We start from the raw sequence: 19,549 nt of genomic DNA on the forward strand, positions 1-19,549 counted from the left end.
GTGATTGTAAAAAAGAATGGGTTGCTGAAACAGAATTTTCTGAATTAAATAGATCCAATTCTAGAATTCAATACAAGGTTATAGAATAAATACTCTTTAGATCCTGTGCAGGATATATCTTATCTGTTCCACTCTAATCAGACAACATAAGAAACCGGAGACATTGATTATGGACAATGAAAATACTAAGCTTAATGGAAAATTTGCTGCATGTTTAAATTGTATTGATGGTCGTGTCCAATTACCCGTCATTAACTGGATTACATCAACATACAATATCGATTTTATAGATATGATCACCGAACCCGGCATGGATGGTTTTTTGGTTGATTCAGAATCTGAATTAAAACCATTATTAGATAAACTTAATATCGCCATTAAAGTTCATGATTGTGAGGAAATATTCATTGTAGCTCATGAGGACTGTGCAGCAAATCCCGTTGATTTTAAAACCCATGCCCCAAACTTGAAAATTGCATCTGAAAAAATCAAAGATGTCGCCTCCAAATGCAAGGTAATATGTATTTATGTTTATCTAAATGGAAATGTTATAAATTAATTGAGAAATAATTTTCAGAAGAGTATGAGAATATGATTTCTAGAAAGGATTTTTAAGGAGGAACCAGAAATCACATTCCAAATACTACTGAGGATCGCATTTGTTTACTTATCGGCTGAACAATAAGTAAGGAGGTTTTGGTTTGCCCATATAGGGCAAACCAGTGGTTCTTTTTAAAGAAAATTGGTTTTTCTTTAACTTGACCCTATTCTATAGATCGCATACAATTCTACCCACTCATTTTTAGGCACACCTAAATCTAAGTGTTAGTTATAGTAACTAACTCATAACATATAAATATTTCGTAATTTTTAGGTTAGCCTAAATTTCTTTAGTTTAACTTAAAATTATTTTTAAAGATGAATTTCACACAAGTTTCATTCTAAGCCCGTTTTTTATACTATTTGATCACAAAATATTTTGCAGATACAACCAAAAAAAAATAGGCAATTAAATATTATAAAGAAGTTATATGCATTTCCATTTTATACTGTGCTGGTAAGGTTAAGAATCACAGCACCACCAATAATCACCCCCATTGCAAATGAATTTAAAGGATTGACTTCTTCACTAAAAAAAATAAGGCCCATTATAGCTACTAGCCCAATTCCCAAGCCTGCCCAAACCGTATATACGGTTCACATCTAAATAGATTTAAGACATATAGAAAAGAGGTAAGTATACTTGCAAAGAAATAAGAAATCCTATAGTGGGTATACTTAGTAAAGCTCTGATAATTTTAAGCAAATAGTTGCCGCTACTTAAAGCCCACTCCAATTAGAAGTAAACCCCAGTCATTAGGCATAATTTCCTCACCTTAAAATAAAAGACCTGGAATAAATTAAATATTCCATCCTAAGCTTTCATTTTGAAGTTTCACTAATCTACTATACAGATTTTCATTATTAATTAACTTATCATGTGAACCCTGTTCAATCACCTTTCCTTTATTTAATACAACGATTTTATTTGCGCCTTTTACTGTTCGCATCCTATGGGCTATAATTAGTAAGGTTTTATTTTTGATTAGTTTTGTTATTGCCTCCTGTATCTGGGTTTCATTTTCAACGTCTAGTGATGCTGTGGCTTCATCAAGTAAAATAATTGGAGCATCTTTAAGTAATGCACGAGCAATGGATATTCGTTGACGTTCGCCTCCAGATAATGTCCACCCATTCTCTCCAATTTCAGTATCATATCCCTCAGGCATATTCATTATGAAGTCGTCACAGTTGGCAAGTTTCGCTGCAGCTATAACTTCTTCAGTTGTTGCATCTTTTTTACCAATCTTTATATTGTTTAATACTGTGTCATTAAATAACACAACATCCTGAAAAACTATGGCAAAATGGGATAAGAGTGTTTCAGGATCAATATCTTTCACATCTTTCCCCCCAATTACTATGTTTCCTTCATCAACATCCCAAAAACGAGCTATTAACTTAGCAATAGTACTTTTACCACTTCCACTTGGTCCCACTAGAGCAGTTACTTCGCCCTGTTTCACGGTTATGGAAACATCATCCAATACTTTTTCTTCATTGTATCCAAAACTTACATCTTTTAATTCAACATCATAATCATGTATACTGAGGTTGGTTGCGCCAGTCATTATTTCCTGATTTTCCATTTTATCCATTCTATCAATCATGGTCATTAACACAAATACTTCTCCCAATTTCATCATGGCTATGGTTAATGGATCGTATAATCGTACTGCAACGATTAAAAATAGGATGTAATATATGAAATTGATGCTTCCTGCAGTTAATGCATCTACACCAACTAAAATTACCAATGGAATTCCTACTCTTAAAGCCATTTGAGCTCCACCAATAAATAGACCCATTACCAATTCCAAAGTCATAGCACTACTGAAAAAGTTTTGTAACTTAAAATCAACTTTATCAAAGTGATTGTCTATCTGGTTCGATGATTTAATTACTTTTATTCCCTCTAAAGATTCTTGTATAGCATCAGCTACTTCAATTTTGTTATTCATGTGTTTATTTGCAAGTTTATCTTTAACTTTTCCACATCCCCAAAGAAGTGCTAATGAAACCGGAAGACCAATTAATAAACTGATACCCATTCTCCAATCAAAAAGCATCAGCATAACCACTATTATTACTATGGCAATTGTTGATCCAAACAGTTGCGGAACAGAATGCGAAAATATGTTTTCTAGAAATGTAGCGTCATCCATCATGGTTCCTGTAAATTCAGCTAGATCTTTTTTACCAAAGAATGATAGGGGTAATTTTCTTATTTTTTCAGCTAGCCTTATTCTCCTATTGGCGCTTTCTTCATATGCTGCAATATAAGTCTTCTTATAATAATACAGTTGAGTTAGAAATATTACTAATAAAATTGCTCCTGCAATCATAGTATAAATTATTAGATTTAAATTAGCGCCACCTAAACCAAGCAAAGGATTTAATAATTGCTGAATAAGTCCCAACAATATAAAAACGGGCAACATTAATGTTAAATCAGCCAATACTACTGAAAAAATGGCTTTTTTTAAGTCATTAGCACCTTTATCTGTTAAAACAAATAATTCTTTAAACATTTGGTTCTACCTCCTTGTTTTTCTCCTTGTTTAAGATATGCTCCTCTGAAACATTCTCATACTTTCCAGAATTGATTAGTTCAGCATCAGTAGTTATATTATCAGTTTGCTTTCCAACATTCCACGATAAACCTAATTGATATTCTCTCCACATGTTAGAATATAATCCCCCATTTCCCAAAAGCTCATCATGGTTTCCTTTTTCGATAATTTTGCCTTTTTTAATCACTAATATTTCATCTACATTTTTTATGGATGATAACCTGTGGGCTATCATAATCACAGTCTTATTTTTTGTGAGTTCCTCAAAGGCAAGTTGTATTTTGTGTTCATTTTCCGGGTCTGCAAAGGCTGTTGCTTCATCAAAGAGAATTATCGACGAATCTTTTAAAATTGCTCTAGCTAAAGATATTCTCTGTTTTTCGCCTCCAGATAAATATACTCCCTTAGTTCCAATTACAGTGTCAATGCCATGGGGTAATTTTTCCAGTATATCTTCACACTGGGCCAATCTTGCTGCTTTTAAAACATCTTCTCGATTTGCATCAGGATTAGAAAACTTTATGTTATTCAAAATACTGTCTTTAAATAGGTAAACATCTTGAAACACAATGCTCAATTTGTCCATTAACTCAGAATAACCGATTTCTTTGATATTTATATTACCAATTGTTATCTCCCCACTATAAACATCCCAAAATCTTGGAATTAAATTGGCTATAGTTGTTTTACCTCCTCCAGAAGGCCCCACTAAAGCCATTATTTTGCCCTCATCTACTTCAAATGAAATATTTTCTAAAGCCATTTCTTTTTTCTTCTCATCTGACGATGCATAGGAAAAACTCACATCATAAAATCCGATATTATTATTTTCAGGTATTTTGGGATTTTTTGACTCTTTTAATGGTTTTTCCTCAAAAAGTGCGTCAATTTTTTTTAGAGATTCTGAAACCATCATCTGATCAGAAGCAGTGTACATAATCTTCATGAGCATAGATGCCGTGACTGGCGCAAATACTGCGTAAAATATGAAACTCAAAACGAATGACTCGTAATTTGTAGCATAATAACTCAATATAATACCTGCAGGAATCAGTAAAAAGAAAGCCCCATTAATGACAGTTACAAATAAACTCATTGATTTTTCCATGGACAATGCATACTTCAAAACAAAATCTTTGTATCGTATTATAGAATCGTAGAAGTTTTTAAATGAATATATGGTCTGCCCAAATACTTTTACTACGGATATTCCCCTTACATATTCCACAGCAGAGTTATTCATATCCCCCAAAGAATTTTGGTATATTTCCAAAAATTTTTGGCTTGATCTCTTCATTATAGCATATTGAATAGCAAAACCTACGATTAATGGGATTAAACAAATTATCCCCAAAAGCCAATCAAAGTATAATAATAATATTAAAATAGCAATAGGCGTAACCAGACTACCAACCAAATCCGGTAATCGGTGAGCTATGAAATCTTCCAACTGTAAAGTATTAGTTTCTACAATTTTACGAAGTTTTCCACTGGGATTCAGGGTATGGAACCCCAGAGGTAATGTAGCAAGATGTTTTAATAGATTGTATCTCAAATTTTTGATTGTTTTGAAGGCCACTACATGAGTACACATCAATGCTGCAAAGGTCACGAAAATTCCTGAAATGGCGAAAAGCAGCGCTAACCAACCGTAATGTATTACTAAACCAGTATCCACTAAGCTTATATTCCCTCCTACCATTAATATTTCCTTGATTATAAAGTAAATATAAACAAAAGGACCTAATGTTAACAAACTACCAATTGCAGATAAAATACATCCTAAAACCAATAGTATCTTTAATTTTCCCGTTAGTTCCATTAAACGTGAAAAACCGTGGTTTTCTTTATTTTTATTCAATTTTAGTCTCTCCAAAAAGTTATATATAAATTCTATTTTTCAGATTTTAAATGGCCTAATATTCTAATTGCCATCATAACCAATAAAAAATCAAAAAATAATCGTTCAAGCACACGTTTTTTTAAATTAAAATTAAAAATCATTTGTTATAATTAAAAACATTGCTTTTTCAAAATAATTTGATTTTCATTGGCAAATAGTAATTTATACTCATACTATATAAATTTAGGCATACCTAAAAATATTTACCAAACAATATAAAGTAATACCCAGTAAAGCCCAAATCTCTTAAATTCAAAAAAGGCTCCTTAAAAATTTCTTAATTTTTAGGTATACCTAAAAATTTATATATTGTTTAGGTGTAACTAAATTATGCACTACGTTGATGAAGTGAATAAAATGTTCAAATCATCAGATCCATCAAATAAAAAAAAAAGTGAGTAAAATGAATAATAAATTAAACACAAAAGATTTAATTACAACCGGAATATTCACAACGATTTATATTGTGATATTTTTCACTTGCGGTATGCTTGGATACATTCCGATTTTACTAGTATTGCTTCCGCTTATTTGTCCAATTGTAACTGGGATTCCATTTATGTTATTTTTAACAAAAGTGAAAAAGTTTGGAATGGTTACTATAATGGGACTCATTATAGGGTTAGTTATGTTTTTAACAGGACACACCTTCGTTCCAGTCATAACAGGATTAATATTTGGTTTAGCTGCAGATTTGATATTTAAAGCAGGTAATTACCAGAGTTTTAGAAATTCGGTTATTGGATATGGGGTGTTCAGTCTTTTCATACTAGGGGCTATGGTTCCCATGTGGGTTATGAGAGATAGTTATTTTGTGCATATGAGTTCTAGTATGGGAACAGAATATGTAAATACAGTTATGGCACTTACTCCCGAATGGATGTTCTTTGTTCTGATAATCATAGCTTTTGTGGCTGGCATTATTGGGGCTTTTCTTGGAAAATCTGTCCTAGAAAAACATTTCAAAAGAGCAGGTATTGCTTAATGAGGATAATTTAATGAACAGTGAAATTCTACAATCCTCAAATACCATTTCTAATTTTAAAATAGACCCCAGAACAAAAATAATTGTACTGGTGATACTAAACTTGATGGTTTTTGGGGAGGCACCACTTTATGCAACCATATCCATGGTTAGCATCCCCTTTTTTCTTTTATTATTCAATAAAAGAAAAAAAGTTGCATTGATCTATATTTCAGCCTATACCCTGGCCTTGTTGGGAGAAATATTTCTTGTACCAGCGACACATGGGATATTAAACCTGTTGATTGTAATGATTACTAATCTTTTAGTCCGGATGATGCCTGGAATTATTATGGGATACTATTTGATTGTTACTACCACTGTTAGCGAATTTTTAGCATCAATGGAAAAAACCAGAATTCCAAAAATGATATCTATACCCATTTCAGTAGTTTTTAGATTTTTACCAACTTTAATCGAAGAAATTCGTGCTATACTTGATGCCATGCATATGCGCGGAATTGGACTAAATTTAAAAACAGTTAAATCCCCATTAACAGTGCTTGAATATATTTTAGTGCCTTTATTAATTAATGCTGTTAAAACAGGAGATGAATTATCTGCAGCTTCATTAACTAGAGGACTGGGTAACCCTATAAAAAGAACCCATATCTGTGAAGTAGGATTTCATATTCAGGATATAATTTTATTAACAATTTCTGTGGCAGCATTGATCATATTTCTTCTATTTAAATGAGGAGTTTTTTGTTATGCTAAAAATTAAAAACCTCAATTTTTCATATAATGGAAATGATAAAGAACTAGATTTAAAAAATATAAATCTTCAGATTAAAAAAGGAGAATTGATACTTTTATGTGGAGAATCAGGTTGTGGAAAGACCACACTAACCCGAATTATCAATGGCCTGATCCCATACTTTTATGAAGGATCAATTAAGGGTGAAGTAAAAATTAACAATAAATCCATCAATAAAATCCCGATATATGAAACAGCTAAAATTATAGGATCAGTATTTCAAAATCCCCGATCACAATTTTTTAATGTGGATACCAATAGTGAACTAGTTTTTGGCTGTGAAAATATGGGCCTTCCTATTGAAGAGATCCGAAAAAGGCTTTTGGATGTGATATCTACTTTTAATATCCACGATTTATTAAATAAAAGCATTTTTAAACTATCCGGGGGTGAAAAACAAAAAATTGCTTGCGCCTCTGTTTCTGCGTGCCGACCTCAAATTTTGCTTTTAGATGAACCCTCATCAAATCTTGATTCCAAATCCATACGGGACCTTAAAAAGCTAATTTCAATATGGAAAAATAGAGGAGATACAGTAATAATAGCTGAACATCGTTTATATTTTTTAAACGGCCTCATTGACCACATTATCTACATGAAAGATGGGAAAATCCAAGAAAAACTAAGTAAGGATGATCTAAAATTCATGGACAATGACTCATTTTCAAAATTAGGTCTTCGACCGTTATATTTAGAAAATATTTATAAAAAAGGATTTTCTCAAAAACCAGTTGATATGAATAATAATCTAAATCTGACCAATATGAAATATTACTATGGGAAAAAAATAGCAATCAATATCCCACATCTGAAAGTTCCACAAAATGAAATAATAGCCATAATTGGGGAAAATGGTGCTGGAAAATCTACTTTTGCACGGTGTCTTTGTGGACTTGAGAGAACATGTAAAGGTTTACTAGAAAAAGAAGGAATGATCTTAGGGAATAAAGAACGTTTGAAAATTTCTTATATGGTTATGCAGGATGTAAATCATCAAATTTTTACAGAAAGCGTATTGGATGAAATTTTACTAAGTATGGAAAATGATAAATCACCTGAAAAAGCCAAAACGATATTAGAAAAAATGGATTTGATACATTTAAAAGAAATGCATCCAATGGCATTATCTGGTGGGCAAAAACAACGCGTGGTCATTGGTAGTGCCATTGCTTCAAAAAAAGAGATTATTATATTCGATGAACCTACAAGTGGTTTAGATTTAAAACACATGCAAAAAGTAGCCCATAATATTAAAGAACTTCAAAAAAAAGGCATCAGCATATTTATCATTTCTCACGACATGGAACTTATATTAAAATGTTGTTCCCATGTTTTACATTTTGAAAAAGGAAGAGTAGTTGATAATTATGCTTTAGATGAGATTGGAGAAGAAAAATTAAAAAGATTCTTTATAGATCCTGTTAAAGATCTCCAGGTTACACCAAAACCTTCAATTTATAATGCTTGATAAAATTTACAAAAAGGAGGAATTATATTGAATCTTGTAAGAAAGATCCTGGCAAACACCCGTAAACCCAAGGAAAGTACAAGTGGTAGAATTATGTTAAAGATGATGAACATCATGCATGACAAAAATGCCATGTGGGGTTTAAATCATATTGAAATAAAGAATTCTGCTAATATCTTAGAAATTGGGTGTGGTGGTGGGAAAAATATTTCAAATCTATTAAAAAAAAGCCCAGAATTCTAAAGTTTACGGTGTGGATTACTCCAAAACAAGTGTAGAAACTTCAAGAAAATTCAACAAAAAATCAATTTCAGAAGGGAAAGTGGATATTGTTCTTGGAACTGTTTCATCTCTACCTTTTGAAAATGAAAAATTTGACCTTGCAATCGCTTTTGAGACCATATACTTCTGGTCTGATTTAATAAATGATTTTAAAGAAGTTAATCGTGTTCTTAAACATGGAGGCGAATTTTTAATATGCAATGAAGTATCCAAAAACGAAGGAGTTGAATGGGATAAAATTATTGATATGAACATTTATACTAAAGAGGAAATTTCAGATGCACTCATTAAAGCGGGTTTCGATAAAATAATCAGCCATGAACATGAAAATAAAAAATGGTTATGTGTAATTGCTCAAACCTTAATTACAGAAAATTCAATTAATAAATGTAAATCAAGTACCTAAACCATGTTACTATCTTTTAAAATACAATAGCCCACCCTAATACGCTTAATTTAATTAAATAAATAAATATACATCCCTACAATCTGATTTACAATTCTACTTTGAATAATATTAACTATTTTATAAAATCAATTGAGAAATATTTAACACAACCAGCAATTATTAATTATAATATTCAGAAAATAGTAAAATTCTATTTCTCTATTTAATCTAACAAAAAATTATCCATATGTGATTAAAAATGATAGGAATAAGTGCAGATTTTGACCCAGTCCACAAGGGACACGTAAAATTAATTCAAAAAGGGCGAGAAATTGCCGAAGAAACTGGAGACGAAGTAGTAGTTTATCTTAACAAAGGTTACAGTGCCAACCACGCCCCATTTTTCGTGCCATATGAGGCCAGAGCAGAAATGGCTCTAAAAGCAGGGGCAGATCGTGTAGTGTCCATAGAAGGATTGCATCACAGATTAACTTTAGCATATACCGTCCCCATAAGAATAGCCATGATGATTGAGGATGGTGCTGTGGATTATGTAGACGCTGCTGGAGTGAATGTTTCCGTGCCCATGCTTACTAAAAAAGCCAAACAATTTGCAGAAAAAGGAATATTCAGTGGTATTCCTCGAAGTTTACCTAACAGAAATGTTATACGCTGGTTTGCGGTTAATGAATTTTTATATAACAAATATAACCGGAAAATGAAGTTCCATATTATTCCTGAACTTTCCATGGGTGGAAAAATATCTGGAAGAGAAATTAGGCGCGCTATAATTGAAAATAATATGGAAATACCTTCTGAAGTTGAAGAATTTCTCCCATCAAGCACAGTAAAAATTCTAAAAAGAGAAATAAAAAAAGGAACCATTCCCGGTTATCGCGACCTACCCATTATTATTAAAAGAATGAATACTTATTCCCGGGCCAAATTAATGGAAATAGCCCATTTAAATGCAAATGCAATTAACGAAATCATAAAAGGAAGAGTATACCGTGAAGAAGACCAAATATGGGCTGTTTTCAGGCGAGCAGGATATGGGCCTGTATTAACCAGGCTTGCTATAAGTGCCATAGAACAAAATGTCACCAGGGTAGAAGTTCATAATCTGATTAAATCCTATGAAAAGCAGGGCTTAATTCCCACAGATCAAACTATTGACAAAGTAATTCAAAGGGCATGGTTTGTGGCCAATAAAACAGTCCATGGAATAAAGTCTTCAGAGGCACATGAAGAATTTAGAAAAGGATCAACTTTAAAAAGTCCCCCTGATTTAAGTTTTGATGGGGGATTTAATATCCGCAGTTTTGAAGCAGAAAAACTTGAATCCAATATGGATGCCAAAATATACGTGGACCAAAACGGGGTTTTATCATGCGAACTGCGGGCCGGTGAAAAAATTAAAAGTCCATTGAAATTGCCTGCTAAAATGGCAACATATCTCAGGTTGCTGGTTGATTCTCATTTCATCCCAATTAAAGGAACTGTAATTAAAAAAGAAAGAGGTATTCGAATTAGAATAGAAATTGGGGAGAATTAATATTATTTCTCTCCTCTTTTAATAAATTCCTCCCTATGCTCCACTACAGGGCAGCTCCATTCTTTACAGAATGTCATAACCAATTTACCATGATCTGTGTTAATATAAATTCTCCAGCACTCATCATCATAAGACTTGAAATTTATGTCAATAACTTTTTTTCCCACGAGTTTTTCCAACACTTCCCGACACTCATGGGCTTGATCTTCATTATGCATATTAAAATCTCGCGCATATTATTTAATAATGAATAAAATTCTAATTGATTTATAGTTGATATTTTAATTTAATAAATAATAAAATTTTGCAAATTCAAAAACTCCTCGGTTTTTGGCCCATGCATTTACATTATTTATTTTCTAAATCAAATAGCTTAAAAATCTCTTGATAATTTGCTGGTCGTTCATCCAGTTTTCCTAATCTTTTAAAAATTAATTCAAAAATGTTTTCAGTGGATTGAACCATTAATGATTCATTGATCTGAGATAAAAAATCTTTAACTTCAATAATTTCCTCTGATCGTCTCTTTGAGTGGAATGCACTACTAATTAATCTGGATTTAGCAGATTCTTCAAAGTTTGGTCCTTCCGTCTCAGCAATAATATTTAAAACCTCTTTATCTAGCCCTAATTTATAAGCAGCGAATACAGTTTCCCATAGGATCATAGAAACACCCTTAGTATAAGAACTCCTAAGCATCTTTATAGCAGAGGCTTGGCCTATCTCCGATCCCACTATTTTTATATTGAATCCAAAATCATTTAGTTTTGAAAAATCTTCCGCAGAATTCCCCGAAGCAATGATTTGAACTTTATGGCCTTTTTTGTGTACGCTGCCAATTATAGCCGCGTCCACCACCTTATGATTCTCCACAAGGGAAAGTGATTTTTTTACAGTTTCCGGCGAAACATTATTTATATCCACATAAATACCTTTAGATAATTTTCCCAGCTCATAAGCCACAGAAATTGCCATTTCAGGAGTTACAGAAGAAATTAATATATCTGCCTCTTCTGCAACATCCCTATTTCTTAAACATAATTTTGCACCACTTTGTTTTGCTAGTTTTTGAGTTTTTGAACTCCTACCATCTACACAAGTTAAAACATTTACCCCTTCATCTATAAGCCCGCGGGATAATTCTGATGCAACTTCACCAAAGCCTACAAATCCTACTTTCATTAAAAACCACCATCATCATAAAACCAACCACAACATGTATAAACCAGATAAGAATATTAAAAAACCAGAAATCTGTTTTATTTTAATTGATTGCCCCATCAGTTTTTCCAGATTAATTTGGGAAATGAATAATCCCACTGCGAATATGCTAACTGCAAATCCCGCAGTATAAGAAATGATATTTATTGAACTGTAAAATGGGTCTCCAGACGAAACACTGAAAGTAATTAATGCTATTAAGTAAGAACCATAACATGGAGCCCATGCCAGAGAAGTGAGTAACCCCCAAATAAAAGAACCAATAATACCTTTTTTATTTGACTCATAAGAAAATGAAAATTTAAAAAAGTTTTTATTTATTAAAATCATCAACCCCAATATTATTAATATGGCAGCGGCAAGTATACGAAAATAATTTAAATAAAATTGTATTGCAGCAGTAAATAATATGGTGAGGACAATAGTAAGGGCGAATATAGAAAATAGTCCTATTACGAATGCTAGAATTTCCGTATTTTTTCTTTGAGGTAAAGTATAGCCAATAACTACAGGTATGATCGGCAAAACACAGGGCGATACCACTGAAGCCACACCAGCTAAAAAAGATATGATGGGAACTATATTCATGTTATCTTCCATTCACAATAAATTAAGAAGATCTTCTGGAGATTGATATCCCAAAAGTCTTGTTATTTCTTTCCCATTAGAATCCATTATAATTATGGTAGGTAAACCATATATTCCATATTCTGAAGATAATTGAGGATTGTTATCTGTATCAATTTTAACTGAAACATATTTTTGAGCCAGTTTCTGCTTGACATCATCATTAGAAAGAGTATTGGACTGAATTTCCTGACAGCCCGGGCACCAATCTGTATAAAAAAGTGCAAAAATGGATTTATTATTATTTTGGGCCTCTGAAATTGCTAAGTTCATATCAGTATACCATTTAAGTTCGCTTGGCCCTTGAGAATCATTATCCAATTGAACATTCTGGTTGGTAGCGGGTTTATTAATAAATGCAATGGCAGCTACAATAATTAGACCAATGGCAATTGCTGTGATTATCCAATTTTTCATGAATATTATATAGAAGTTCTTCTGATAAAAAATATACCTCTGTAAAAAAATATCTGAAATAAATAAATTAAACTTAAAAAAATTAATTGATTTTTAGTAAAATATTTGATTTCTCTTTAACCCCTATATCTCTAGCAGTAGCTGAACATTTCGTATTTAATAAACAGAAAACAGGGGTTTGGCCAAGATCAATCTCAGTTAATCCTTCATAATTCCCCAAACCTTTTGCAATAATCAATTCTGCATGGTCAAATATCTCTTTAAATTCAGCAGATAATTCATCATATATAACTCCAACCGAATCTGTCCCCGTGGTGATTATCTCCGCTGAATCATCCAACCCAACTTCAATAGCATCAACCATACATGCATCATTTAAGATAGGTTTTTCTTTTACTGCGACTACGATTTCGACACCATATTCCTTTAATTTTTGGATAAGGAGTTTATCAAACATTATTTCCCCAGTATTATCTGCCAAATATAAAACTTTTTTTGAGCTTTTTAATGCAGATTCCAACTCTTCCCTATCATTAATTACCAAAGGAGATTCCATAACAGATTCCATAATATTTAAAGGGTCAAAATCTACACCCAATGCTGCAAAATCAATTAAATTCCCAATTATGGCTGCTTTGATATAATTTTCAAGAGTATTCTCTTTTTCTAATATTCCAATTATTACTGGAAGCATTCTTTCTGCTATTTCATTTCCTTTCTTTTTTTGAAGAAAGTAGGGGTCATCATTGCCAGTCTTTTTCTTAATAATCCTATGCATAGCAGTTCCCATGGAATTAGACGCTGCACCCTCTTTAAATTCCCTGCCTAAAAAAGTAATAATCTCTTCCATGATTTTTATTTTCAAATCCAGATCATCAGTAGCCAAATCCAGAGCTTCCTTAGCCTGGCGTAAAAAACAAGGCGCACATTCGTAGTAGACTTTCATTTTAATTCTCCAAAAAACCCCATATAATTTATTAATCAGATAAAAACAATATTATATCTATTAACCACCATATATTACCTTAATTATCTCAATAACATCGCCTTCATGGATTTTCTCTTCTTCTATCACAATTTGTCCATTTTTTTTCACAACTACGGTTTCAGTTGGAAAATCCATATCCTCCAGGATATTTTTAATAGTAATTCCATCCTTACTATCTTTAGATTCTTTTTCGTCTCCAATTATTAAAGTAAATTCCATAAATATTCCTCTTAAATAAATAATTATTTTTCTAATTCCCTGAGAAAAATACAAGCCCTACATAATTCATTAGCTGCTGGTTCTCCACAGTTAGTACATTCACCGACACCAAACTCTTTTTGGAATTCTTTTTTGATTACCGGCCTAATTTTATCAAATCCCCTCAATGTAGAATACATTATAGTGGGATGTTTTCGGGAAAGATTCTTTAAAATCTGACCAACTTCTCCCCTAAACGATTCTTCAGAATAAGGGCACCCCGCAAAATGAACTTCAAGGTTTTTAGCTACCACATACAATCCAATTTCTTTTTCAGGAATTTCTCGAAGTGGTTTAATTTTTACGGTGAATTTATCACTTTTTGAACGGGTTTTTGGGCCGATTTTAGCCAAGTTTTCGATATTGCCCTCCAAATAATTCATTAAAATGGCCTGTGTTTCATCATCCAGATTGTGTCCCGTGGCTATTTTTGTGGCCCCCATTTCAAGTGCGACTTTATTCAAAATCCATCGCCGGAAAACCCCACAGTATGTGCATGCTTTTCTTTGAGAAGATCCGTCCATTATTTTATCCAGAGTCAAATCAAAATATTCATCAAAGGTAACTATCCTGTGTTCTATACCCAAACTCTTAGCATGGTTTTTGGCAATTTTAACTCCGTCTTCGCGGTATCCTTTAATTCCCTCATCAATAGTGACTGCAACCATATTAATAATTCCCCTCTCATAAAGGGAATTTAGTATATCAAGCAGCATTACACTATCTTTACCCCCAGATAGAGCAACTAATACTTTATCTCCTTTTTCGATGAGTTTGTACTTGCGAATATCCTTTAAGACTTTTCTTTCAATACCCTGCACAAAGCAGTCCTGACAGAGTTTTTGTCCAGAGTGTTTCTTTATTATGATTACCTCCGGGGCTCCACATTTTGTACAATTCATTATAATTTTCTCCAAACTATCCTTTTAAGGCATTAAAATTCTTTTTCTATTTCAAATGGCTTTTTAAATAATTCAAAGTCTTGAGTGTAATTTTTATTGGTGATTAAAGCAATTTCTGCCTTTTGTAATTCAGCACCCATATATGTCGCGTGCTCCAATCTGCTAATTAAATTTAACTTGAGTAGTTCGCCATAAATTTTTTTGGCTGTTTGACCTACTATGACCATAGTCGGTTCCATTTTTTTATAATGAACTACTTTTATTTGATTGTCATCCACCATTATCTTGAAACTTCCAGCTCTATCCTGTACAAATTTTTGATCTCCCGTGGCTTTAACAATAGGGACATCTAATTCAATTTCCATCTTTTCGAGTTTTCTCTTATCCTTAAAAACAACTAAGTTTATACCCAAGTCTTTAGGAACTGAACCTCTATTTCTGGCTAAAAACATCATTTTAGAAGAGACCGCTAATTCATAGACACTTCTTAATGTTTTACCACTTTCTTCAGGAGTAAACAGAATGCTGGCTTCTAATTCCATAGCAATACCCGATAAGAGAGAATTAACTCCAACAGAATCAGTATCTAAAAGTTCAGTAACGTTCCCAATTCCAAAAAATAGGGGTTCTGGATTTTTTTGGTGGAAATCTTGGCATGCCCTTAGGGAATCTACTATGCTGCTACTATTAATTGGGTCCAATATGGGATCAGCAATAACATCAATTTTTCTACATTTTTTACGAAGTTCCTCAAGTGATTTTACCCTACCATCCACTGTTTCAGGAACCCACGCTTCTTGAAAGTTAGTAGGTAATATAACAGCAGGAATCTGTTTTTCTTCAATTAAAGGAAGAACTGAGTCGCAGTTACCATGGTCCAAACTCAGTACCATATCCACCCCGGATTCAACAGCACTTTCTATTTCAACAGGATTTAAAGTGTCGATACTTATAGGGGTGTTTTTAAATTTGTTTTTGAGTGTTTCCACCATTTCAGGGATTTTATGAGATAAATCTTCACCCGCGACCATCCCAATATCTACCATGTCTGCTCCGCTTTTGATAAAATATTCTGTCCTTTTAATTAGGTCTCCTTTAGTTAAAAAAGGAGCATTTGCAATTTCTGCAAGTACCCTCATTGGAAAATCCTTCCCAACAGGAAGATTACCCACCATAATATTATCCTGTTTTTTAAGAAGTTTTGATTTGTTTTCTTCATTCTTTTCAAAGTTTTCAATGAATTCCAGGGCTTTTTTTCGCTGTTCTTCTTCGATTAATCTGTCTGCAGAAGTTTTAGGTGAAAGTTCTATATCATCAAGCATATCCAAGACAATTTGCAAATCTGCAGCATCAGTCGGGCCTTTGACTGCACTAACACCTAGTTTCTCCTTAATGAAACTGGCGTCTTTGCGTATCAACCCCGGGATAATAATCAGGTCAATAGACCCCAAATCTATTTCTGAATTAGATTGAAGTTCTTTACTAATTTTTTGAGGAGTTAAAAACGCAGCTATGGGATTATTTACTACATGAATCTCTACATTTTGCTTAGATTTTTTAGAAATACTCTGTACAAGAGGATTTGCAAGTTTTCCCGTGACTATAAGAACTTTCATAATCATGCCTCTATTAATTAATGATGACCATCACCTATATATATTAAAAATTTATAATGATTAACTATGAGGAATGGAGGTAAAAAATGATCGAAATTCGATTTCACGGACGCGGTGGACAGGGCGCAGTTACAGCAGCAGAGATTTTAGCAAAGGCTGCTTTCGAAGATGGCAAATATGTGCAAGCATTTCCATTTTTTGGCGTAGAAAGAAGAGGTGCCCCCGTCATGGCATTTACCCGAATAGACGACAAACCAATCAGGCGAAGATATCAAGTTTATAACCCAGACTACGTTGTAGTTTTAGATGATGGGCTTTTAGATGTAGTAGATGTGTTTTCAGGACTAAAAAATGATGGCGTGGTAATTTTAAACACCAATAAGGAAGTTCCATCACACGAAGGATCAGAAACTCATGTGATAGATGCTACAGGTATTGCACTTGAAAAATTAGGGCTGCCAATTGTGAATACAGTAATGTTAGGAGCATTTGCAGGAGCAACAAATCAAGTGACCCTCGATTCCCTTATAAAAATTATCAAGGAAACTTTTCCTGGTAAAATTGGATCAAAAAATGCTGATGCTGCTGAAGCAGCATATAAACACGTTAAATAATTAATTAAAGAAATAACCAAATAATATAAAATTATTCAATTTTAAATTTATATTTAATACAATATTAAATTTCGCAGGTGATTACATGGAAATTGGAGGAGCTGTCAAAGAACCGGGAAGCACTCGGAAAAACAAGACAGGGAGTTGGAGAACCTTCAAGCCCATTTTAGACAAGGACAAATGTATAGACTGTGATAACTGCATACTATTCTGTCCAGAGGGCTGTATTAATAAAGAACACGACATTGATTATGATTATTGTAAAGGGTGCGGCATATGTGCCGAAGAATGCCCAGTGAAAGCCATAAAAATGGAGAGGGAATAAATGGTTCTTAAAGTTATGACCGCTAATAGGGCTGTAGCCGAAGCCGCAAAACTTGCCCAACCGAATGTAATTCCTGTTTATCCAATTACCCCTCAGACAAGCATATCTGAATATTTAGCACAATTCGTTGCTGATGGAGATATTGATGCAGAATATATAATGGTGGAATCTGAACACAGTGCTATAAGTGCAGCAGTAGGTGCTTCTGCAACAGGAGTGCGTACTTTTACTGCAACCTCTTCCCAGGGTTTGGCTTTAATGCACGAAATTTTGTTTATAGCCGCAGGGTTAAGGCTCCCCATTGTGATGGCTAATGCTAACCGAGCACTTTCAGCCCCATTAAGTATCTGGAATGATCATCAAGATTCTATCTCTCAAAGAGATGCAGGGTGGATACAAATTTACGTTGAAAATGGTCAAGAGGCTTTGGACTCAATCATTAGATCATATAAAATTTCTGAAAATAGTGATGTATTACTACCAAGTATGGTCTGTTTGGATGGATTCATATTAACTCACACAGTAGATCCAGTAGACATACCATCAGCAGAAGATGTTAAAAACTTTTTACCAAATTACGATGCGCAACACGCATTTTTAGACCCTGAAAAACCTATGTCCATAGGTACACTCACAGATCCAAATTATTACATGGAAGCAAGGTATCAAATGGAATTGGCTATGGAAAAATCTGGAAAAGTCATTGACAAAATAAATAGCGAATTTGAGGAAATATTCGGACGAGAATATCAGTCTGTGAATGAATATTACTGCGAAGACGCGGAAATTATCTTAGTTGCTATGGGTTCAATATGCAGTACTATCAGAGATGTAATTGATGATCTTAGAAGTCAAGGTGAAAAAGTAGGATTATTAAAAGTGAGAACTTACCGTCCATTCCCTAAGAAAATGATTGCTGAAGCTGTTAAAAACGCCAACAAAGTAGCTGTTTTAGATAAAAACATTAGCTTTGGAATTGGTGGGGCTTTATACACAGATATTAAGGCAAATATTGACGTGGAAACTTATGGATTCATTGTGGGGCTAGGGGGAAGAGATATTACTCCAGACCATATCGAGGACATTGTTAAAAAGACCAGAAATCCTACCAGGGACATTACCTGGATCGGACTAAAGGAGGAGGAGGTCTAAATGAAAATACCTGAAGAAGAATTACTGGCACCAGGACACAGAGGCTGTGCCGGGTGTGGTGCTACCATAGCTGTTAGATTAGCCCTTAAAGTATTAGGAAAAAACACAATTGCAGTTTCTGCAACAGGTTGTTTAGATGTTATAACAAGCCCTTATCCTGAAACTTCTTGGGAAATACCATGGATACATGTAGCTTTTGAAAACGCTGCAGCTGTAGCTTCAGGGATAGAAAGAGCCCTAAAAACCCAGGGTAAAGATGATGTTAATGTAGTCGCCTTTGGGGGCGACGGAGGTACAGCAGACATTGGGATGCAAGCATTATCTGGAGCTATGGAAAGGGGACACAACCTTATCTATATTTGTTACGATAACGAAGCTTACATGAACACTGGAATTCAAAGAAGTGGAGCAACACCTTATGGTGCTTCTACCACCACCTCACCACATGGTAAAGAGAGTTTTGGAGAAGATAAACCAAAGAAAAATGTTCCTATGATCATGGCCGCTCATGGAGTACCTTATGTGGCCACTGCATCTATTGCTTATCCTGAAGATTTTATGGCTAAAGTCAAAAAAGCTGAAGAAACTGAAGGACCTGCCTATATACATATCAGCCAACCATGTACTACCGGTTGGGGTTTCGATCCATCGAAAACTATTGAATTAGGTCGATTAGCCGTGGAAACTGGTTCATGGATCCTATATGAAATTATTGATGGTGAATTTAAAGTAACTTATAGGCCAATCCAAAGGAAACCAGTGCATGAATACTTAAATGCTCAGAAAAGATTCAAACATTTGGTTGATGAAGAAAAATCCAAAATCCAGGAATACGTTAACCAAGTATGTATGGAATTAAAAATATAAAGGGGGATAGAA

At 33.6% G+C, this 19,549-nt stretch carries 21 protein-coding genes and 1 pseudogene; 11 read left to right on the forward strand and 11 right to left on the reverse strand.

Annotated elements, in window-relative coordinates; all coding sequences use genetic code 11:
* Positions 1–169: 169 nt before the first annotated feature.
* Positions 170–559 (forward strand): carbonic anhydrase, encoded by a 390-nt coding sequence (locus tag MXE27_RS09210; protein ID WP_248612139.1) that lies wholly within the window; start codon positions 170–172, stop codon positions 557–559.
* Between the two features lie 485 nt (positions 560–1,044).
* On the opposite strand, the pseudogene MXE27_RS09215 reads toward MXE27_RS09210, so the two are convergent.
* The 3 genes and pseudogenes from MXE27_RS09215 to MXE27_RS09225 all read right to left on the reverse strand — a co-directional run.
* A pseudogene (locus tag MXE27_RS09215) lies at positions 1,045–1,185 on the reverse strand (DMT family transporter); the annotation flags it as partial.
* Positions 1,186–1,400: 215 nt separating this feature from the next.
* A complete protein-coding gene (locus tag MXE27_RS09220; RefSeq protein ID WP_248612141.1) occupies positions 1,401–3,131 on the reverse strand; it encodes an ABC transporter ATP-binding protein in 1,731 nt (576 codons plus the stop codon).
* The gene (locus MXE27_RS09225) at positions 3,124–5,034 is read right to left on the reverse strand and encodes an ABC transporter ATP-binding protein (protein ID WP_248612142.1); all 1,911 of its coding nucleotides are present in this window, start codon (positions 5,032–5,034) and stop codon (positions 3,124–3,126) included. The genes MXE27_RS09220 and MXE27_RS09225 overlap by 8 nt, the downstream gene beginning before the upstream one ends.
* 445 nt (positions 5,035–5,479) lie before the next feature.
* Between MXE27_RS09225 and MXE27_RS09230 the strand changes: the two genes are divergently transcribed.
* The 6 genes from MXE27_RS09230 to MXE27_RS09255 all read left to right on the forward strand — a co-directional run bounded on the left by MXE27_RS09230 (position 5,480) and on the right by MXE27_RS09255 (position 10,550).
* Complete coding sequence (locus tag MXE27_RS09230) at positions 5,480–6,061, forward strand: MptD family putative ECF transporter S component (protein ID WP_248612143.1); 582 nt, start codon at positions 5,480–5,482, stop codon at positions 6,059–6,061.
* A gap of 13 nt (positions 6,062–6,074) precedes the next feature.
* Positions 6,075–6,797, forward strand: a complete 723-nt coding sequence (locus MXE27_RS09235; RefSeq protein WP_248612144.1) for an energy-coupling factor transporter transmembrane component T — start codon at positions 6,075–6,077, stop codon at positions 6,795–6,797.
* A gap of 13 nt (positions 6,798–6,810) precedes the next feature.
* Positions 6,811–8,325: an ABC transporter ATP-binding protein gene (locus tag MXE27_RS09240; protein WP_248612145.1), complete on the forward strand. Its 1,515-nt coding sequence runs from the start codon at positions 6,811–6,813 to the stop codon at positions 8,323–8,325.
* A 27-nt stretch (positions 8,326–8,352) separates the two neighbouring features.
* Entirely contained in the window at positions 8,353–8,568 is a 216-nt protein-coding gene (locus MXE27_RS09245; protein WP_248612146.1) for a hypothetical protein, read from the forward strand.
* Positions 8,569–8,578: 10 nt separating this feature from the next.
* Positions 8,579–9,013: a class I SAM-dependent methyltransferase gene (locus MXE27_RS09250; protein WP_248612147.1), complete on the forward strand. Its 435-nt coding sequence runs from the start codon at positions 8,579–8,581 to the stop codon at positions 9,011–9,013.
* A gap of 241 nt (positions 9,014–9,254) precedes the next feature.
* On the forward strand, positions 9,255–10,550 hold the full coding sequence (locus MXE27_RS09255; protein ID WP_248612148.1) for an adenylyltransferase/cytidyltransferase family protein: 1,296 nt from the start codon (positions 9,255–9,257) through the stop codon (positions 10,548–10,550).
* A gap of 2 nt (positions 10,551–10,552) precedes the next feature.
* Here MXE27_RS09255 and MXE27_RS09260 read toward each other — a convergent pair whose 3' ends face one another.
* The 8 genes from MXE27_RS09260 to MXE27_RS09295 all read right to left on the reverse strand — a co-directional run bounded on the left by MXE27_RS09260 (position 10,553) and on the right by MXE27_RS09295 (position 16,579).
* Positions 10,553–10,768: a hypothetical protein gene (locus MXE27_RS09260; protein WP_248612149.1), complete on the reverse strand. Its 216-nt coding sequence runs from the start codon at positions 10,766–10,768 to the stop codon at positions 10,553–10,555.
* 130 nt (positions 10,769–10,898) lie between these two features.
* Complete coding sequence (locus tag MXE27_RS09265; protein WP_248612150.1) at positions 10,899–11,732, reverse strand: NAD(P)-dependent oxidoreductase; 834 nt, start codon at positions 11,730–11,732, stop codon at positions 10,899–10,901.
* A 15-nt stretch (positions 11,733–11,747) separates the two neighbouring features.
* A complete protein-coding gene (locus MXE27_RS09270) occupies positions 11,748–12,359 on the reverse strand; it encodes a cytochrome c biogenesis CcdA family protein (protein ID WP_248612151.1) in 612 nt (203 codons plus the stop codon).
* 12 nt (positions 12,360–12,371) lie between these two features.
* Positions 12,372–12,815, reverse strand: coding sequence for a thioredoxin family protein (locus MXE27_RS09275; RefSeq protein ID WP_248612152.1), 444 nt, complete (start codon positions 12,813–12,815; stop codon positions 12,372–12,374).
* 82 nt (positions 12,816–12,897) lie between these two features.
* Positions 12,898–13,761 (reverse strand): damage-control phosphatase ARMT1 family protein, encoded by an 864-nt coding sequence (locus tag MXE27_RS09280; RefSeq protein WP_248612153.1) that lies wholly within the window; start codon positions 13,759–13,761, stop codon positions 12,898–12,900.
* Positions 13,762–13,821: 60 nt separating this feature from the next.
* Positions 13,822–14,022, reverse strand: coding sequence for a MoaD/ThiS family protein (locus MXE27_RS09285; RefSeq protein WP_248612154.1), 201 nt, complete (start codon positions 14,020–14,022; stop codon positions 13,822–13,824).
* Between the two features lie 23 nt (positions 14,023–14,045).
* Positions 14,046–14,963: a TIGR00269 family protein gene (locus MXE27_RS09290; RefSeq protein WP_248612155.1), complete on the reverse strand. Its 918-nt coding sequence runs from the start codon at positions 14,961–14,963 to the stop codon at positions 14,046–14,048.
* Between the two features lie 32 nt (positions 14,964–14,995).
* On the reverse strand, positions 14,996–16,579 hold the full coding sequence (locus MXE27_RS09295; protein ID WP_248612156.1) for a dihydropteroate synthase-like protein: 1,584 nt from the start codon (positions 16,577–16,579) through the stop codon (positions 14,996–14,998).
* 86 nt (positions 16,580–16,665) lie between these two features.
* Here MXE27_RS09295 and porC point away from each other — a divergent pair, with 86 nt between their 5' ends.
* The 4 genes from porC (at position 16,666) to porB (ending at position 19,537) form a co-directional block, all read left to right on the forward strand.
* Positions 16,666–17,193, forward strand: coding sequence for a pyruvate synthase subunit PorC (gene porC, locus MXE27_RS09300; protein WP_248612157.1), 528 nt, complete (start codon positions 16,666–16,668; stop codon positions 17,191–17,193).
* A gap of 85 nt (positions 17,194–17,278) precedes the next feature.
* Positions 17,279–17,518, forward strand: a complete 240-nt coding sequence (gene porD, locus MXE27_RS09305) for a pyruvate synthase subunit PorD (protein WP_248612158.1) — start codon at positions 17,279–17,281, stop codon at positions 17,516–17,518.
* Positions 17,519–18,670 (forward strand): pyruvate synthase subunit PorA, encoded by a 1,152-nt coding sequence (porA, locus tag MXE27_RS09310; RefSeq protein WP_248612159.1) that lies wholly within the window; start codon positions 17,519–17,521, stop codon positions 18,668–18,670.
* Positions 18,671–19,537, forward strand: coding sequence for a pyruvate synthase subunit PorB (porB, locus tag MXE27_RS09315; protein WP_248612160.1), 867 nt, complete (start codon positions 18,671–18,673; stop codon positions 19,535–19,537).
* The last annotated feature ends 12 nt before the right edge of the window (positions 19,538–19,549 follow it).

It is taken from the genome of Methanobacterium alcaliphilum (genome assembly GCF_023227715.1).
Classification (GTDB): Archaea; Methanobacteriota; Methanobacteria; order Methanobacteriales; family Methanobacteriaceae; genus Methanobacterium_E; species Methanobacterium_E alcaliphilum.

Excerpts from the sequence above, each read along its gene's own strand:
- MXE27_RS09265 (WP_248612150.1), bottom strand. The coding sequence starts at position 11,732 with ATGAAAGTAGGATTTGTAGGCTTTGGTGAAGTTGCATCAGAATTATCC.
- MXE27_RS09280 (WP_248612153.1), bottom strand. The coding sequence starts at position 13,761 with ATGAAAGTCTACTACGAATGTGCGCCTTGTTTTTTACGCCAGGCTAAG.
- MXE27_RS09255 (WP_248612148.1), top strand. The coding sequence starts at position 9,255 with ATGATAGGAATAAGTGCAGATTTTGACCCAGTCCACAAGGGACACGTA.
- porC (WP_248612157.1), top strand. The coding sequence starts at position 16,666 with ATGATCGAAATTCGATTTCACGGACGCGGTGGACAGGGCGCAGTTACA.
- porB (WP_248612160.1), top strand. The coding sequence starts at position 18,671 with ATGAAAATACCTGAAGAAGAATTACTGGCACCAGGACACAGAGGCTGT.
- MXE27_RS09210 (WP_248612139.1), top strand. The coding sequence starts at position 170 with ATGGACAATGAAAATACTAAGCTTAATGGAAAATTTGCTGCATGTTTA.
- MXE27_RS09240 (WP_248612145.1), top strand. The coding sequence starts at position 6,811 with ATGCTAAAAATTAAAAACCTCAATTTTTCATATAATGGAAATGATAAA.
- porD (WP_248612158.1), top strand. The coding sequence starts at position 17,279 with ATGGAAATTGGAGGAGCTGTCAAAGAACCGGGAAGCACTCGGAAAAAC.
- MXE27_RS09270 (WP_248612151.1), bottom strand. The coding sequence starts at position 12,359 with ATGAATATAGTTCCCATCATATCTTTTTTAGCTGGTGTGGCTTCAGTG.
- MXE27_RS09285 (WP_248612154.1), bottom strand. The coding sequence starts at position 14,022 with ATGGAATTTACTTTAATAATTGGAGACGAAAAAGAATCTAAAGATAGT.
- MXE27_RS09220 (WP_248612141.1), bottom strand. The coding sequence starts at position 3,131 with ATGTTTAAAGAATTATTTGTTTTAACAGATAAAGGTGCTAATGACTTA.
- MXE27_RS09230 (WP_248612143.1), top strand. The coding sequence starts at position 5,480 with ATGAATAATAAATTAAACACAAAAGATTTAATTACAACCGGAATATTC.
- porA (WP_248612159.1), top strand. The coding sequence starts at position 17,519 with ATGGTTCTTAAAGTTATGACCGCTAATAGGGCTGTAGCCGAAGCCGCA.
- MXE27_RS09275 (WP_248612152.1), bottom strand. The coding sequence starts at position 12,815 with ATGAAAAATTGGATAATCACAGCAATTGCCATTGGTCTAATTATTGTA.
- MXE27_RS09235 (WP_248612144.1), top strand. The coding sequence starts at position 6,075 with ATGAACAGTGAAATTCTACAATCCTCAAATACCATTTCTAATTTTAAA.
- MXE27_RS09260 (WP_248612149.1), bottom strand. The coding sequence starts at position 10,768 with ATGCATAATGAAGATCAAGCCCATGAGTGTCGGGAAGTGTTGGAAAAA.
- MXE27_RS09295 (WP_248612156.1), bottom strand. The coding sequence starts at position 16,579 with ATGAAAGTTCTTATAGTCACGGGAAAACTTGCAAATCCTCTTGTACAG.
- MXE27_RS09290 (WP_248612155.1), bottom strand. The coding sequence starts at position 14,963 with ATGAATTGTACAAAATGTGGAGCCCCGGAGGTAATCATAATAAAGAAA.